Annotated in this window: 17 protein-coding genes, 2 pseudogenes and 1 riboswitch; of the genes and pseudogenes, 17 read left to right on the top strand and 2 right to left on the bottom strand. The window is 38.4% G+C overall.

From position 1 onward, the window contains the following. The first annotated feature begins 17 nt into the window (after window positions 1–17). The 6 genes from DWW70_RS09270 (at window position 18) to DWW70_RS09250 (ending at window position 4,354) form a co-directional block, all read left to right on the top strand. A complete protein-coding gene (locus tag DWW70_RS09270) occupies window positions 18–1,193 on the top strand; it encodes an AAA family ATPase (RefSeq protein WP_117550753.1) in 1,176 nt (391 codons plus the stop codon). Further along, window positions 1,186–1,836, top strand: a complete 651-nt coding sequence (locus DWW70_RS09265) for an RloB domain-containing protein (protein WP_117550751.1) — start codon at window positions 1,186–1,188, stop codon at window positions 1,834–1,836. The genes DWW70_RS09270 and DWW70_RS09265 overlap by 8 nt, the downstream gene beginning before the upstream one ends. 105 nt (window positions 1,837–1,941) lie before the next feature. Beyond that, entirely contained in the window at window positions 1,942–2,244 is a 303-nt protein-coding gene (locus DWW70_RS09260) for a hypothetical protein (protein WP_117550749.1), read from the top strand. Between the two features lie 9 nt (window positions 2,245–2,253). Next, on the top strand, window positions 2,254–2,799 hold the full coding sequence (locus tag DWW70_RS09255; protein WP_117550747.1) for a hypothetical protein: 546 nt from the start codon (window positions 2,254–2,256) through the stop codon (window positions 2,797–2,799). Further along, entirely contained in the window at window positions 2,783–3,067 is a 285-nt protein-coding gene (locus DWW70_RS14885) for a hypothetical protein (protein ID WP_147567732.1), read from the top strand. The genes DWW70_RS09255 and DWW70_RS14885 overlap by 17 nt, the downstream gene beginning before the upstream one ends. After that, window positions 3,034–3,110: riboswitch (cyclic di-GMP riboswitch) on the top strand. (Overlaps the previous gene by 34 nt.) Window positions 3,111–3,355: 245 nt before the next feature. Further along, the gene (locus tag DWW70_RS09250; protein WP_117550746.1) at window positions 3,356–4,354 is read left to right on the top strand and encodes an ATP-grasp domain-containing protein; all 999 of its coding nucleotides are present in this window, start codon (window positions 3,356–3,358) and stop codon (window positions 4,352–4,354) included. On the opposite strand, the gene DWW70_RS09245 is transcribed toward DWW70_RS09250, so the two are convergent. Continuing rightward, window positions 4,307–6,523 carry a hypothetical protein gene (locus tag DWW70_RS09245; protein WP_118649715.1) on the bottom strand — a complete coding sequence of 739 codons (2,217 nt, stop codon included), beginning with the start codon at window positions 6,521–6,523 and terminating at the stop codon, window positions 4,307–4,309. The two genes, DWW70_RS09250 and DWW70_RS09245, sit on opposite strands and share 48 nt — an antisense overlap. 114 nt (window positions 6,524–6,637) lie before the next feature. Beyond that, complete coding sequence (locus DWW70_RS09240; protein WP_118649714.1) at window positions 6,638–7,558, bottom strand: tyrosine-type recombinase/integrase; 921 nt, start codon at window positions 7,556–7,558, stop codon at window positions 6,638–6,640. A 264-nt stretch (window positions 7,559–7,822) separates the two neighbouring features. Here DWW70_RS09240 and DWW70_RS09235 point away from each other — a divergent pair, with 264 nt between their 5' ends. From DWW70_RS09235 to DWW70_RS09190, 11 genes and pseudogenes are all read left to right on the top strand, one after another. Then, window positions 7,823–8,611 (top strand): metallophosphoesterase, encoded by a 789-nt coding sequence (locus tag DWW70_RS09235; RefSeq protein WP_117550741.1) that lies wholly within the window; start codon window positions 7,823–7,825, stop codon window positions 8,609–8,611. A gap of 122 nt (window positions 8,612–8,733) precedes the next feature. After that, window positions 8,734–9,171: pseudogene (locus tag DWW70_RS15175) on the top strand (ATP-binding protein); the annotation flags it as partial. A gap of 54 nt (window positions 9,172–9,225) precedes the next feature. After that, complete coding sequence (locus tag DWW70_RS15170) at window positions 9,226–9,831, top strand: ATP-binding protein (protein ID WP_242992688.1); 606 nt, start codon at window positions 9,226–9,228, stop codon at window positions 9,829–9,831. 400 nt (window positions 9,832–10,231) lie between these two features. Further along, window positions 10,232–10,666 (top strand): Hsp20/alpha crystallin family protein, encoded by a 435-nt coding sequence (locus DWW70_RS09225; RefSeq protein ID WP_117550739.1) that lies wholly within the window; start codon window positions 10,232–10,234, stop codon window positions 10,664–10,666. Between the two features lie 201 nt (window positions 10,667–10,867). Continuing rightward, window positions 10,868–11,521 carry an HAD family hydrolase gene (locus tag DWW70_RS09220; RefSeq protein WP_330410626.1) on the top strand — a complete coding sequence of 218 codons (654 nt, stop codon included), beginning with the start codon at window positions 10,868–10,870 and terminating at the stop codon, window positions 11,519–11,521. A gap of 3 nt (window positions 11,522–11,524) precedes the next feature. Next, the gene (gene pdxR / locus DWW70_RS09215; protein ID WP_117550735.1) at window positions 11,525–12,988 is read left to right on the top strand and encodes a MocR-like pyridoxine biosynthesis transcription factor PdxR; all 1,464 of its coding nucleotides are present in this window, start codon (window positions 11,525–11,527) and stop codon (window positions 12,986–12,988) included. A gap of 74 nt (window positions 12,989–13,062) precedes the next feature. Further along, window positions 13,063–13,395, top strand: coding sequence for a cupin domain-containing protein (locus DWW70_RS09210; protein WP_004850052.1), 333 nt, complete (start codon window positions 13,063–13,065; stop codon window positions 13,393–13,395). 155 nt (window positions 13,396–13,550) lie between these two features. After that, window positions 13,551–13,826 (top strand): annotated as a pseudogene (locus DWW70_RS09205) (polyphosphate kinase 1); the annotation flags it as partial. 235 nt (window positions 13,827–14,061) lie between these two features. Continuing rightward, the gene (locus DWW70_RS09200; RefSeq protein WP_015533771.1) at window positions 14,062–14,646 is read left to right on the top strand and encodes an anthranilate synthase component II; all 585 of its coding nucleotides are present in this window, start codon (window positions 14,062–14,064) and stop codon (window positions 14,644–14,646) included. Between the two features lie 10 nt (window positions 14,647–14,656). Continuing rightward, the gene (gene pabB / locus DWW70_RS09195; protein WP_118649712.1) at window positions 14,657–16,060 is read left to right on the top strand and encodes an aminodeoxychorismate synthase component I; all 1,404 of its coding nucleotides are present in this window, start codon (window positions 14,657–14,659) and stop codon (window positions 16,058–16,060) included. 34 nt (window positions 16,061–16,094) lie between these two features. Continuing rightward, window positions 16,095–16,868, top strand: coding sequence for an aminotransferase class IV (locus DWW70_RS09190; RefSeq protein ID WP_118649711.1), 774 nt, complete (start codon window positions 16,095–16,097; stop codon window positions 16,866–16,868). Window positions 16,869–16,880: the final 12 nt, after the last annotated feature.

Below are 16,880 nucleotides of genomic sequence, written 5' to 3'. Positions count from 1 at the left end.
AAAAGGTGGTGAAAAATATGATTATAAGATATACGTTTGATAATTTCTGCTCCTTTAATGCAGAGAGTGAGTTTTCCATGGAAGCCCCTGGGGGAAAAGTAAAGAAACGTTTTCCTGATAATTATACAACAACTCTGATTGGATATGATCTTTTAAAGACTGCTGTAATTGTCGGTGAAAATGCAGGTGGAAAATCTAATTTTATAAACAGCTTAAAGTATTTGAAATCGTTGTTTGATACTAACTTGAAAGTGCAGTCTGTAAATGCCTATATAAATACTGATACATTGGTAAATGAGAAAATACCAAAACAGAGATTTAATATCGTGTTTGTAGCTAGAAATCATTTTGTTTATGAATATGAAGTAGTAGTGGACAGTTTGGGAATATATAGTGAAAAACTCCTAAGGAGTCAGCTCAGAAAAAGAGCTGCAAGTGAGGTATTTGAAATTAAGCGGGATTCAGACTCGAAATATATACAGAAAAGAGGAAAAGCAAAGGAAATCGCAACTGTACTGGAGAACAGCAACAATAGTTATGGCTTATTTGTAAGCAAGCTTGCGTTGTTGGGGAATGCAGATGCGGCTGAGACTGTTGACTGGATGGCAGATGTATTATATCCGGGAACTTTGCCTTCTGAACAGGTAGAAAACATAATAAGACAGGAGTCGGATATTGAAATTCTCAAAGATCCAAGATATGTGGAAATTTTCAGAATGGTGGATTATAGCATATGTGGGATAGAGGTAGATGAAGAGAAACCGTATTCAAAAACGATGATAATTCGTTCAAATGCAAATGGACAGACATTTAAACGAGAGCTTTCTCAGGATTCTACTGGTGTTCGTGAATTTTTTGCATGGGCAGTGCAGATCTTTCGGGTTGTATATGCAGATAAGGTTGTATTTGCAGATGAGATGGATAGGGTGCTTAATCCAATCTTATCAGAACGTGTAATTGCATATATAAATGGAATGGAGCATAAAGGACAATTTATCTTTTCAACGCATAATGTACTTCATTTGAACTTGAAGACATATATGAAAGAACAGATATATTTTATTACAAAGAACAGGGAGAATCTTGTTTCAGAGCTTTATTCTCTTGCGGATTTTCCTGAAGTTAGATACGAAAACACAAAAATATATGAGTTTTACATGAAGGGGATTTTGGGAGGTACAGCGTTTGAGTAGAAAAAAGCGAATCCTACAGAAAAGATTTGCAATATTTTGTGAAGGAGATACAGAATATAATTATATAGATAAGATGAGAAGAAATCAGGGCGTTGAACTGGTTTTGAAACCAATTAATATGCATGGTGGGGGCTATGCAAATTTCTTGCAGAAAATAAGAACAGAGTCGCAAAGTAACTATCTGGCAAAGTTTATTATTGTGGATGCGGATAGGCTTACTACTATACAGGGCGAGCTGGATGGGTTCAATAAGCTGCTTGAATATTGCATGATTCAAAATAAAAAAGGCAACACTCCACATTTCATTATAATGGACAATCCTAATTTTGAATATGTGGCTTGCCTGCACAGTCCTGCGTATAAAGGACAGGATGTTCATAAGTTTATTCAGTCATCATTTGGTACAAAAAGTATTGCCGCTTTCAAGGGAAATAAAGATATTTACAATTATCTCAATAGTGGGGAGTTATCATATGTAAATATGCTGTCTTCACTTACCGGAAAAGATAAGCTGCTATATAACAGATATGAGATAAAGAAGAAGAACTTTGAAATAGTGGTAAAAGATACTGTGGTGGATATGGATAATATCAATATAAAGAGCAGTAATATAGAAGAGTTTTTTGATGTGATCGACTGGTGATGTGCCATGAGTTGATGATGGAGATGCAGGAATATCAACAATGAAAATTTTGCATGGTTGGTGTTCAATAAGTATTATGAGGAGATTGAAGAAAAATAAAGATATATGGAGAAGACAATAAAAATAGTGGCAATTACACTTGGTGTATTGGCGCTGATTGTGTTTATTCCGTTTGTCTGTTTAAGATACACAACCAGATATAAAGAGAAACTCGTTGATAAAACAAGTTCTCCTGATAAACAATACATATTGTCGATGTATTCGGTTGGAGAGCCGTACTGGCCATTTGGCGGTGCGCCGGGAAGGCTGATACTGGAAATGGCAAATAGCAAGGTGGCAAGAGCAGAATTTGAAATAGCCAATGACGGAGCCAGATTTGATGAGGACAGTTGGGATGTGACATGGTGATCCGACAGAGTGGAAGTTGTATTATCCGGAAACGAACAATACGATGAACTTGTTACCATGTATTTTGATGGCGGTGTAGAAAGAAAAAGGCTTACAACGATTCGAAAACAGGCAGCTGCCACAACCACTGAAACAGCGAGAACGGATACAGAAACAACAGGTGGCGAAATACCAGGGAATAACTCTGAAGAAATGCCTGATGACGTCAGCATAACAGCTGGATATAAGGCGGTATACGATTTGTATAACGATGACAATCGCACAGAATTCGACGTCACATATGGTGCCTCGGAGCGTTCGTCCAGATGTGTGCTGAATGAAAATACAGGTATGATTGATTACATTGTCTATAATGGAAAATCACCCAATGGCAAATGCTGCATATATGTACGGTATAAGGTGGATGCGTCTGCAGATGAAACTGTTTCATACGATGAAGGGCATATGGTTGACATATATGCATATGTACTTGAAACTAAGAAAGTGGTCAGCAGCGGCAAAAAGCAGTGGGAGGATACAGGCTCTGATGAGTTTATAGATGTTACGGAAAAATAAAAATATTACTAAAGGTGAGTCCTACCTTATAAGTGGAGGTTATAAAAGCGTAAGAGTCGCCTTTGGTGATTCTTCAAGGCGGCTGAAAAATGGAGAGCAGATTTTCGTAGACGATCTTATAGAACTTGCATACAGATATTTAAGAGAGATAGAGCATTCTGACGAAAACCTGGAGAAGGTGGAAGTGCTGGATTGGCTTGATTGTGCTGCTATCAAAATAGAATTACAAACATCTGAATATATGGGTAAAGCAGTCGAAAGGCTGTGACGTAAAGCTACAGGGTTTGTAAAAATAGTAGCCAGTTGCAGATACGAAACAGTTGGATCTATGCGTATGTCGCATAGATCCTTTTTGGTGCATGGTAGGAGTAGTTGTTTTTGCCTTGACGGACAAGCTTCTTATCTGGTTAAAAAGAGTGTTTTTAATTGACAATATATAGAAAAACGAGTATATTGTGGTTGGGGATGAGTAAAATCTCCAATTAAATTGATAGTCTAGAAATAGAGGATAATTCTATATTATCATTCGCAAATTAATTTTTGGAAGGATACACAAATGAAAAATAACGATATAAGAATACTTTTTTTAGCCAAATATGCTCCCGACTCCATCAATAGTCCATTGCCATCTGGGATAGAAGACACACTATATGCAGAATATCATTATGATATTTATAATATTTTATATAATAATTTTCATGATATTATATCCACGAACAATATTGATTCGTATGTTCAAAAGCGGCCTGAAGTTGATTACATTTTTTCACTTTATAACAGGTTGCCATTTAGAAACTCAGAAATATTTGTCTCAAGTCTGGCTGAATACTACAATATTGCCTATTTAGGCGCACGTCCCAATATAAGATCTATCGCTGAAGACAAGCATATTGCTAAAATGCAAGCAAAACATGTGGGATTAAATACACCTAACTGGTGCACTTATAATGTAAATCAAATTATAAACAGTATCCCATTTGACGGACCATATTTTGTAAAACCACGTTATGGTGCGTCGTCTATGAATATTGATTCTACCTGTTTTTGTGATAATTTGCATGATGTCCAAAATAAAGCCATACAGTTTTATGATAAAAATATTGATATTATTGTTGAACAATTTATCGAAGGAACATCTATTACGGTTCCTATTTTGAACAATTTCGGAGAAACTAAGGTTCTTCCATTTGTTATTGAAAATTCTAATTTAAACTACAATGTCATTACGTATAAACAAAAAAGGAAAATTACTAGTGGATTAACTCGAACGGTTAATACTGATCGCTCTATGCAAAATCAAATAGAAAAAATTTCAACAGCATTTTTCGAGTCAATCCAACCGCTTGATTATACACGAATAGATTATATTATTGATTCAAATGGGGAGCCATATTTTATAGAATTTAATGTATGTTGCAATTTAGGTAAGCATGCGGCTATAAATATGGCTGCCCAAAATATAGGAATAACTTACTCAGAGCTCATCAATAATATCTTATATTCAAGTTTATATAGACAAAACCTCATCGATAGTTTCTTGGGACAAAAGCTGTAAAGGATTAATATACCAATATTCCAAGTAACACGGACAATAACATTTCGTAAAATCTTCTGTGATATAGCATTGATTTGCTTCGAGTCGATTTTGATAAAATTGTATTTTCGTATACGTTAAATTTTTATTATATCTATCTGGATATTGTTTGCATTTTTCCAGAATATTTGTGCTTAATTTATTATTCGCATAATACACAAGTGCCTTATTTATATAATATTTTTGTTTTACACGTTCTATGGATATTTCCTCAACATCATCTTCAATTGCATCTATGATGTTGAGGGCTTCCGAGAATTTACTTTCATATACCAATGAACATGCTTCGTTAATTTTGATAAATATGTTAGGCATCAATGAATGTGAGTATGCATGTGCCATATTTAATAATTTGTGACAATAATCAAAATTACGGTCTAATAATTCTGCAATTGCCCAATCATTATAAAAAATATGCATGTTATTATTTCCAAATTTCTGTATTTTATTTTCTAACTCCCTGAATTTTGGACTTTGCGATACATTCCGATCAAGTATCATTTTACGGGTAACAAGGTTGCACATTGTTGTAATACTACCAAACTCATCTTTAAAGTTTTCGAAGATTTTTAAAGCGTCTTTAAAAGGGGTTAAATCATCCCAGAATGCAGCTCCACAATTTCTGAAAAAATAACCTGCATTTTTATCAGCGCTAGTATCTTTTAAATTATTTTTTTCTATTTTGTAAAGTTTTCTTGCTTTATCCAACTGTTCGGTATGAATGTAATTACTTATAAGAAAAGCTTTCAGTACATAGTTATTCGGATCCTCTGCTAAGCAGGTCAATATCTTTTTTTCAGCTTTTTTATGCTTTCTACACCTATTTAGTAATACTGCAAAAAGCTCTTCCCACTCTAGTTTTAATTTTTCCTGCTTTTTCAATTCTTTCATTTCTCTTTTTGCATCGGTATATAATCTGAGATATGTATAGGCTATTATCTGTAATTTTTTATTATCTTTGATATAACTAATCAATTTAGCTTCAAATGGTAAATCAATTCTCATTTTATATACAAGTATTCGTTCAAGCCAATCTTGGCTATTCAGGTTTAAATCATTTGCTAATTCATAACAAATTTCTGCTTTACTGATTGATTCTGAATTTTCTTTAGAGTAATATTTCAAAATAAGATCTTTATAGTAAAATATATCAGCTTGTGAACATTTGATATTGTCATCTCTCAATGCGCTGGTACATAAATATAAAATTGATTCTTGCTGCTTTATAACTCCATATTCAATTAATTTCTTCAAGGCCTCAGTAATATCTGTCTCTATATGCAAAGTATTGGTATCAAAAGAAATTATTTTTTCCAGCTCTGTAATTTCAATTCCATTAGTAAGTATGTTCAATATCGATATGATTTCGTTATCAAGTTCTGAAATAGTTAAATTTTTATCTGCCTCTTTAATATAAAATAATATTTTATGAATATTATAATCTTTATCAATCAAGAGAGCCTCTGCCTCTTCTTTGGAAATCTCATGTTTAAATTGCTTAGACAACTCCACAATGGTATATGAATTAGGATGACCAAAAGTCAATTCTTCATATGCACTCATTTTCAGCTTCAGTTTTCTTATATTGTCTGTAAATGATGTATATGCAATAATTAAAAAAACATTTTTAATTTGAGAAAGTTTATGGATAAAATCAAAATCAGATTCATTAAGGAACTGAGCTTTATCTATAAGAATTCCTACTTTTTCATTTCTTGAAATTTCTCTGAAGCATTCTATTATTGACGTACTAAGGATTTCAAAGTTTGAATTCAAATAATTAATTCCTCTTTTACCTTCATTTATTGTTGCTAAAACCTCCCCAATAAATGGAATGTTTTGGGAAGCCAAAGCTGATAGGAATGATTTATCGTATTCTCCATATTCTTTATTGGCGTAAGATATTATATTTTTAATTTCTCCCGGTTTCATTAGTTTAATTAATTTCTCCATTAAACTTTCAATAGAGCGATCTTCATATATTATATGATATGTTTTGTGTTTACCTAATTGTTCGTTCAAAAATGCTGAGAATCCAGAACTTCCCTTAACATTTATAAACATTACATTTTTATCATTATCTATATATTTTTCTATTATTTCTTTCTCATTTTTTCTATTTATATACATGTTAGCTTATCCTTTATGTGCTAAATATTTGAGCCGCTTTATGAATGATAATATAGAATTATCCATTAAATGTACCAGAACGTAGAGAGAAATAGTTGGTAAGATTTTCAGCATTCAAATATTAAAATTATTTCTTGGATGCTTAGTTGCCAAGATACTTCGTTGCTTTGCCAATGTAACGTGAGTGTATATTTCGGTAATATTGATAGAACTGTGTCCAAGCATTTCCTGAATATAGCGGATATCTACATCAGCGTCCAGCAGGCTGGTGGCAAAAGTATGTCTGAACATATGTGGGGTGATGTGTAGATCAATAGCGGCAAGTGAAGTATATTTATTTATCATTCTGCGTACAGCCTGATCGGTCAGAGGTCGACCAGATTGATTTGCAAAAAAGTGATTGCAATTTACTATTTCCGAATGAAAATCAACTTTGTATTTATTCAGTATATTTATAACAGAAGGACTTCCTATCTGAATTCGTCGCTCCTTATCGCCCTTGCCATATATAAGGATACTTCCATCATATAGGTTGATATCATTGATTTTTAGTGCACAAAGCTCAGAAATTCTCATGCCAGTTGCAAATAAAAGCTCGATAACAGCGGCGTCCCTCAGAGAATTTCTTCTTTGGTAGGTGGTTTTGGCACAATTAAGTTGTTCATAAATAGTAGACAAAAATATTTCAATGGTGCGAATTGGAATTGTTTTGGGCAATATTATGGGTTCGCGAAATTTAAGCTGCAATTTATTAAATGGATTGTTATTCAGAATTTCTTTGTATTCAAGATAATGAAAAAAAGCCTTAGCAGATGCGATTTTCCTTTTTACAGTCTTGGGTTTATATGTGTTATTAAGTATTCCGATGTATTCCTCCAATATATTTGTGGAAATGTCAGTGATGTCAGATGAGCAAATATAGCTTACGAATTGATTTAAATCAATCTTATATGCTTTCAAGGTCTTTTCATCTAGGCATTTCTGTTTGTCACAGTATTCCAAGTAGTTTTTTATAGATGTTTTCATGGTGTCCATAGTTAATCTCCTTTGTATGTATTTATCAGAAATATATGGTACAGGAAAAATGAAAGAAAGTAATTAAGACTGTTTAATTTGATGTGAATAACAAAAAAATATAGGGGCAGATGACTGTTTTTATGCCCATTTGCTGAGACATCGGGTGTATAATTATCATACGTTTACCCACAATTTACATCTGCGCGGTATCGACTTTTACATGAAGGTAATACCATAAGTCTGTTGTGAGTAAAGGTTTGTTTGTATAAAAGGAGACTGGAAATGAGTAGTTACGTTATATCGGACATCCACGGATGCTACGATGAGCTGCAGAAGATGCTCGAAAAGATACAATTCGGCGATGGGGATACGTTGATATGTGCGGGAGATTATATAGATAAAGGACCGAAGAATGCTGATATGCTGGAGTGGATTATGCGTGCGCCGGCAAATGTCATTCTGATTCGGGGAAACCATGACGAGGATTTTGTTCAGAACATAGAGGCGATGAGAATTATCAGCTATAAAATGGATCTTGACGTGGAGGACCTGAAGGATACAAAGGTTTTGTACAAGTCTATGAGCAGGCTCGCAGGTCGTGATGACAGTGTAAGGTTTGACCGATGCGGAACGGTGAATGAACTGATAGAATCCGGATACACATTTTCACAGCTCTCTGCATGGGCGGAGAGGATAAAGCACATGCCATATTACTACGATATGGATGTGAATGGCAGAAAATGTATAGTAGTCCATGCCGGATATATAAGAAAGCTTGACACACCGGAGCTTAAAGCAAAGTACAGTTCAAGGGAAGAATTCTATATGAATGCCAGGTATGATGGGTATACCGTTGGCGGTATGTGCCATAGTACGATAATCGCCGGTCATACACCGACAGTCAAGGAAGGTGAGTTTGCATGGAACAATGGGCGTGTGTTCCGCATGTACGATAAAGAACGTGATATATTGTTCTATGACATAGACTGCGGCTGCTGGATGAGGGGCACAAGAAAGAATGCAAGACTTGCGTGTATCAGGCTGGAGGATGAAGAAGTGTTCTATGTGTGATGTGTGCATTGACATCATTTTTTAGTTCTGTAAAATATAATATTAATTGTGGACAAATAAAAAATATAATGTATTGCATAGAGAATGAAATAATATAAGTTTAAAGAGGTGATGCAACGCACAAAATTGTAGGCACTGAATTTCAGTATCGCAAAATGAAAAAGGGGAATGAAGAGTTGGAAGCATGGCTTTCCAGGATGCTTTCACCAAGGATTAATTTTCGCTTTTTTGAAGTTCCGATGGATGAAGGTACCATTGTGTTGATGGATATTCCCTGCGCAGAGAAACAACCGGTGCAGTTTGCTGGTGGGGAATATATAAGAACTGGAACAAACAAAAAGAACTTAAAAGAGTATCTGGACAAAGAAAGAGAATTGTGGAGAACATTTGATTACACCCCATATGAACTGCGAATAGCGATGGGTGCTTTGATGATTGCAAAAGATTTAAAGAAATTTGAATTTTTGCATAGAAGAACTGTCAGAGTGGTATGGTATAAAGAAAACTCCAGGCTGGATGCTATAAGAGAGAAAGAATTTTGTGCAGGCTACGTATTTTAACATGAAGAAATCGTGCAGTATATTATGACCATTATTACACAGGAAGAAGTTATTGTGGATGCTACGAGAAAATCAGTAGTCAGTTTCCCAGAAATTGCTATTCGTGAGCTGCTGGCAAATGCAATGATACATCAGGATCTTCAGCAAAGGGGTACGAATCCGATGGTGGATGTGTTTAAAAATCGAATTGAATTCTCGAATGCAGGAGCGCCATTGGTTGCAATCGAAAGAATTGTGGACTCAGTTCCGGTATCCAGGAATGAAAATATTGCAGGGTTTATGCACAAATGTGGTATTTGCGAGGAACGAGGAAGTGGTTATGATAAGATAGTAGAGGCAACCGGTAAGAATGAGCTGCTTGCTCCGAGAATTGAAAATCAGAATAATCAATTCACAAAGGCAATATTGTTTGCAAAAGTGCCATTTGAATTGACTACGAAAGAAGATCGTATAAGAACCTGTTATATGCAGGCGTGCTTAGTATATGTCAATTTTGAAGGTATTTCTAATTCAGATATTCGAAAAATATTTGGCTTGGGAGAAAAGGAGAAGGCTAAGGCATCGAGACTTCTTACCAGTGCTGTTGAAGCCGGGTATATTAAAGTAATGGATTCGGATACAGCACTAAGATATAAAAAGTATATTCCGTATTGGGCTTAATTTAAGTTTCGCTAAGTTTCGCTGATATAAACAGGGCAGAAGAATTTAATAGAAAAATATGAAGAAAGTCACTGTAAACCAAGGAATTGTATGTTTTACAGTGACTTTCTTTTTGGGCAAAGATATAAAATACATTAAATTTATGTTTTGCTAAGTTTCATTAAGGTCTAGTTGTATTATTTATATGATTTCACAATTTTTTCACAAAATTTATTAGCACTCTGTGTTGACGAGTGCTAACAGAAGTGGTATAACATAATCAGTCAAAGGAAAGAGCTTCTAAATAGAAATTAACGATAAGCCTTGAAGCGATCCTTTGAAAAGAAAACGAAATTATTAACATATATATACCTGATGTGATAAAGGCAGAGGGGATAGATATTGGAAGGAGAGATGACTTATGTTAATGCCTAGTATTATTGGAGACAGCTTTTTAGATGATTTCTTTGGATATCCAGAGAGGACTTACACAGCACCAAAGCAGACACAGATGAATGGATTTATGCAGGCTGATGTAACAGAAAGTGAAAGTGATTATACAGTAGAGATGAATCTTCCGGGAGTGAAGAAAGAGAATGTGAAGATTGAGCTCAAGGACGGTTACCTGATCGTGAACGCTACAACAAAGAGCGAGACAAAGGAAGAGGACAAGAAGAGTAGATACATTAGAAGAGAGCGTTACAGCGGCTCAGGAAGCAGAACCTTCTATGTAGGCAAGGATCTGACACAGGAGGATATCAAGGCTAAGTTTGAGGACGGTGTCCTTAAGCTCACAGTTCCAAAGATTGAAAAGAAACCAGAGGAGCCAAAGTCAAAGTATATAACAATTGAATAATACTTCACAAAGCATGTAGACGCCGCGCGAAGCGCATATAATGCGTCTGCTGACTAAATACATTTCGTAGTGTTGATGACCGGCACAGGAACCTCCCTCCTGTGCCGGATTTTTTGTGGCGTCATTGTTGATTGACAACCTTAACTCACAGATTATAATGGGAATAAGCATAATTACAAATAAGACAAGGAGATGTATGACATGAGATACAAGGCAGCGATATTTGATATGGACGGAACAATACTCAATACTCTGGAGGACCTGACAGACAGTACAAACTATGCGCTTTCTCATCATGGATTCCCTGAGAGAACTATAGATGAGGTTAGAAGATTTGTTGGAAATGGCATACGAAAGCTCATTGAGAGAGCTGTGCCGGCGGGAACTGATGTGGCAACGATAGATAAGGTGTTTGATACATTTGCTTCTTATTATAAGGAGCACAGTGCCATCAAGACCAGACCATATGACGGAATACATGATGCCATCGCAAAGCTCAGGGCAGCAGGTGTGAAGACTGCGGTTGTGTCCAACAAGGCGGATTTCGCAGTCCAGGATCTGTGTGTTGACTATTTCCCGGGAATGTTTGATTTCGCACTTGGTGAGAAGTCTGGCATAGCCAAGAAACCGGCACCTGACATGGTGGAGGAGTGCCTCAGAACGCTTGGTCTTGAGAAGAAGGATGTCGTATATATAGGTGACTCTGATGTGGATCTTGCCACAGCAAGAAATTCTGGAACGGATGTCATCATGGTCGGCTGGGGATTCAGAGACGAGGAGTTTATCATGAGCCTTGGCGCACCATTTGTCATACATGACACACAGAAGATCGTTGATATAGTATTGGGAGAGTAGTGGATGCTTACATATTCATTTGACGACAGAGGGATGGATTTCCTCTATGAGCATTTGTACAAAGAGATAAAAAATGACATATTGATGGGAAATCTTAAAGCCCATGAGAAGCTGCCGTCAAAGAGGGCGCTTGCAGCTCATCTGAATGTGAGCGTCGTCACAGTGGAAAACGCATACAGTCAGCTCTTGGCTGAGGGATATATTTATTCCAAGCCGAAGAGCGGGTTCTATGTGTGTGACGTGAAGGCTGAGGATGCGGATGTTGTGGGAGTGAGCAATGCCTGCTATACCAGTCGACCGGAAGACCATGTGACAGAGCATACTCATGTGATCAGGGAACACGCAGAAGCCTCTGACCAGAACAGGTTCTTTGCCGACTTTGTGAACAATTCCACCCTCAGTGAGAACTTCCCATTTTCGACATGGACGAAGCTCATGAGGGAGACGATGATGGATGACCGGGAAAAGCTTATGAAGAGATCGCCGTCTGGTGGGATATTTGAACTCAGAAAGGCCATTGCGGATTATCTCTATCAGTTCAGGGGGATGTCTGTAAGCCCAAACCAGATCATAGTCGGCGCGGGAACGGAATATCTGTATGGTCTTATCATACAGCTTCTCGGCAGGGACAGCGTATACGGTGTGGAGAATCCGGGATATCAGAAGATACAGCACATATACGATGCATATCAAGTGAAATGCTGTTATATAGACATGGATGAGAGCGGTGTCAACATAGATTCGCTAGAGCGGTCCGGGGCTGATGTGGTGCATATATCACCGTCACACCATTTCCCTACGGGAACTGTCACTCCGGCGAGCAGGAGATATGAACTGCTGGGCTGGGCGGCAAAGCAGAAGGGCAGATATATCATAGAGGATGAATATGACAGTGAATTCCGTCTGGTGGGCAATCCGATCCCAGCACTTCAGAGTATAGATGCCTCAGATAAGGTCATATACATGAATACATTTTCAAAAAGTTTGTCATCAACCATACGAATAAGCTACATGGTATTGCCAATACCGCTCATGGTAAGGTATAATCATATACTAAGCTTTTATGCGTGTACGGTGTCGAATTTTGATCAGTATACACTCACAAGGTTTATCCAGGAGGGGTATCTGGAAAAGCACATCAACAGGATGAGAAAGTTTTACAGGAACAGCAGGGACAGGATACTTGGTTGTATCAGGAGTCACAGGCTGTATCCACAGGTAACGATAAAGGAAGAGAATGCAGGTCTTCATTTCCTTATGGAGATCGACACGTCATACACGGACAGAGAGATGGTGGACAGGGCTGCCGCGGCAGGAATCAACATATCCAGCCTCAGCCAGTACTGCCACGGAAAAGAGCAGGAGGACAGCCACACGCTGGTTATCAATTATTCGGGTATAGAAGAAGATATAATAGAGGAAGCCTGTGACAGACTTCTTGAGAGTGTGGTGCACTTGACGACATAGCACGCAGACGCCGCGCGGAGCGCATTTCATGCGTTTGCAGGATTTTTTCGTATTTTTCGTAAGGAGGACAACAGATGAAGATATCATTCGATTCCCTTGAGGAGCAGAATATTCAGAACTTTAAGGGTGGCGAAGGCGTATTCAAGCCACGCATGCACGTAGGCAATTACAACAAGATCATGAGGGCAACACTTCCAGCAGGAAGCTCCATTGGCCTGCACACACATGACACCAACAGCGAGATCATATTTATCATCTCAGGAGTTGGAACCATGGAGTATGACGATACCATGGAGATACTCAATCCGGGCGACTGCCATTATTGCCCGCCGGGACACAGCCATAGTCTGAAGAACAACGGCGATGAGGATCTGGTGTTCTATGCTGTAGTGCCAGAGCACAATTAGAAGAGAATAATATAAGAAAATAAAAAAGAGGTTCTCCCAATCAATGTAACTGGAATACATCTGGAATTCCGGGTGCGCATCAGAACGTGGAGACCTCTTTTTTATTTGTTATCAAGTGATTAACTTGATATATATGCGCTAATTCATGTCACATCAAGCAGGTTGAGGCATCAAATGCGGGAGTTAAGGTTGAACTTATAGTCAGAGGAATATGCTGTCTGCTGGCGGAAATCCCCGGCGAGACGGAGAACATACATATAAGAAGTATTGTCGGACGTTTCCTTGAGCACTCAAGAATATATATCTTCGGAACTCCTGACAGAGACAAGATATATATAGCTTCAGCAGATTTTATGACACGTAACACTCTCCGCCGTGTGGAGGTTGCTACACCTATATATGATGATAAGATCAAGCAGCGTATCAGGAACAGCAGTATGCAGATGCCTATGAGAGGGCACGTCAGTAGGCGCATTGCATAGTGAGACTGCGCAAAAGTAGCAAAGGCATTTGCTTTCTGCGGTCAGATATGTTAGAATCTGTAAAAATCAAAGATAAAAATAACGTGCAGATTACGGACCGAAAAGGATAACGACTGTGCATGCTTTGGCATGCCGGCTGTTATCCTTTTTGTGTTTTATAGTGATTGCGGATAAGGAGAAGTGCATGTATCTGATGATAGACAATTTTGATTCATTTGTGTATAACCTGAAGGCGTATTTTGAAGAGATGGGAAGATGTGTGACCGTAAAAAGGTGCGATCGGATATCTCTGCATGATGTGGAAGATCTGGAGCCGGAGGGCATAATACTTTCACCGGGACCTGGGCGGCCATGGGAGGCAAAAATGTGTGTGGATGTTGTGAACATGTATAAGGGAAAGATTCCGATACTTGGAGTTTGCCTTGGACATCAGATACTTGGGTATTGTGCGGGCGCCATTGTTGAAAAAGGAAAGATGCCAATGCATGGAAAGGTGACAGAGATACATACCTGTGGAACAGGTCTGTTCGCGCGGCTGCCGGAAAGCTTTCATGTCACAAGGTACCACTCATTGGTAATAAATGGCAGTAGTCTGCCGGATGATTACCAGGTGGATGCTATATCCGAGGATGGTGCAGTTATGGGAATATCACACAGAAGGCTGCCGTTGTACGGGGTGCAGTTTCACCCAGAAGCGGTACTTACGGAGTATGGTCATGATATATTGTATAATTTTTGTATAGCGGCGGAGAAATTTAATTGCAGATAAGGAGTCATATATGAGAAATATGAGGCGAGTGCTAAAAAAACTTGACAGATATGTGTGTGCAGCTGATGTTTTTGAAATATATGAGGATGAGACAGGAATAGCATTTCTTGACTCATCCCTTGTGAATAATCTGGGACACTATTCGATCATAGGGAGATGCCCGTATCTCAGGCTTGTTAAGAATGGGGATACATTTGAGGTTAATGGAGATTCTGAAAAGAATATAACATTTGAAGAATATATGAGACAGTATCTTGTACAGCATATGGATAAGAGTTCGGAGGATTTGCCAATCGTATCAGGAGCGATAGGGTATGTATCCTACGATTATGGAATGGATAGGATGGGGCTTGATTCCATCAATGAAGACCTTGTGTCTGTTCCAGAGGCAGTTATGACATTCTATGACTGTTTTGTTGTTGAAGATTGCCTAAAAAAAGAGACATATCTTGTGGCAAATGGGATGACAGGTGATGCACAGTCAAATATTGATGTAATGGAGAATGATATAGAGAAGTATTGCGGCAGGGATGATCGGGAAAATGGCAATATAATTGACAGGACGAGTGAAGCTGTACAAAAGAGGAAGAAGTATAACTTGAATGTGTACGAAGAATGCAGCAGGGAAGAGTATGAGCACTCTGTAAGAAGACTGAAGGATTATATAACCGAGGGGGATGTATATGTTGCAAATATGACAAGGCATATAATTGTCGACAGCGATAAAAAGCCTCTGGACGTGTTCCATGACCTGAGAGTTAGCAATCCGTCGCCATTTGGTGGATATCTTGATCTGGGAGATTATCAGATAGTGAGCGCCTCTCCTGAACGGTTTATGCAGATAAAGGATCGTCGTGTGTACACCCGGCCGATAAAGGGGACGAGGAGACGGGGAGAGACTGACAGGGAGGATGAGGCACTCAGGAGGGAGCTTGAGAAATCACAGAAGGAAAAGAGTGAACTCCTGATGATTGTAGATCTTGAGAGGAATGACCTGAACCATGTGTGCAGACCGGGAAGCGTAAAAGTGACTGAACTGTTTTCGATAGAAGATTATGCGACTGTTTTCCATCAGGTGGCAAATGTTGAAGGTATGCTGCAGGATGGGGAAGATGTGATGTCTCTTCTTGCTGCGGCATTTCCGGGTGGTTCTGTTACAGGAGCGCCGAAACGCAGGGCTATGGAGATTACAGATGAACTTGAATGCGGGAAGAGAAATATTTACACCGGCTCTATTGGTTATATTACATTGGATGGAAAATGTGATTTTAATATAGTGATAAGAACTGTATTGTACAGAAACGGCAGGTATTATCTAGGCGTTGGAGGCGGTATTACTGCCGATTCAGATCCTGGTGCAGAGTATGAAGAGACACGGGATAAGGCAAAAGCAATACTCAGTGCATTGCAGTAGCATTTGAAAATGATGAAAATGGGAGAAATGTAAAATGAATGTAAAAATGGATGATTGCTTTCAATTTGGTCTTGGAGCATTTGAAACTATAAGTGTGGTTGACGGCAGGCTGATATTTCTTGACAGGCATCTGAGACGCCTGGAAGATGCTGCAAGATTCCTGGATCTTGGCATGCCAGCAGAACGGGGCATAGACAGGATAGCTGTGCTGGAATATCTGAGAAAGTGGATGAGTGAGCATGATTACAGAGATCGATCAGGTCATATGAGGAGATGTGCGTTAAAGATCATGCTGACTCAGAAAAATGTGGTTTTTTCAATGAGAGATAATCCATACACCACGGATATATACGAACGGGGGTTTGCAATGGACATAAGTAATGTTAGAAGAAATGAGACGTCGCCGTTCGTATATCATAAAACCATGAATTACGGAGACTGCATTCTTGAAAAAAGGCGGTCTAGGAAAGCTGGAATGGATGAACGGATCTTCCTGAATACAAAGGGACAGATATGCGAGGGTACGGTGAGCAATATATTTTTTGTGAGAGATGGCAGGATATACACACCCGCGATAGACTCAGGTCTTCTGCCTGGAACAGTAAGGGGGTATATCTGTGAATCAGAGGCGGTCACGCAGACGGTGATATTCCCTGATGAACTGTCATCATATCAGGAATGCTTTGTGACCAATTCCTTGATGGGGGTCATGCCGGTGAAAATACTGGGAAATATCAGCTTTGAGGAGAGGAGCGTCACTGCCAGGATGATGAGAAAATATCATGATTTTTCAGCTACATGCCGGTAAAATGCCTTTTTG

It is taken from the genome of Coprococcus sp. AF16-5 (genome assembly GCF_003479365.1).
Taxonomy (GTDB): domain Bacteria; phylum Bacillota; class Clostridia; order Lachnospirales; family Lachnospiraceae; genus Coprococcus; species Coprococcus aceti.
Note: the sequence above shows the minus strand (reverse complement) of the source record. Positions and strands in the feature narration are given on the sequence as shown.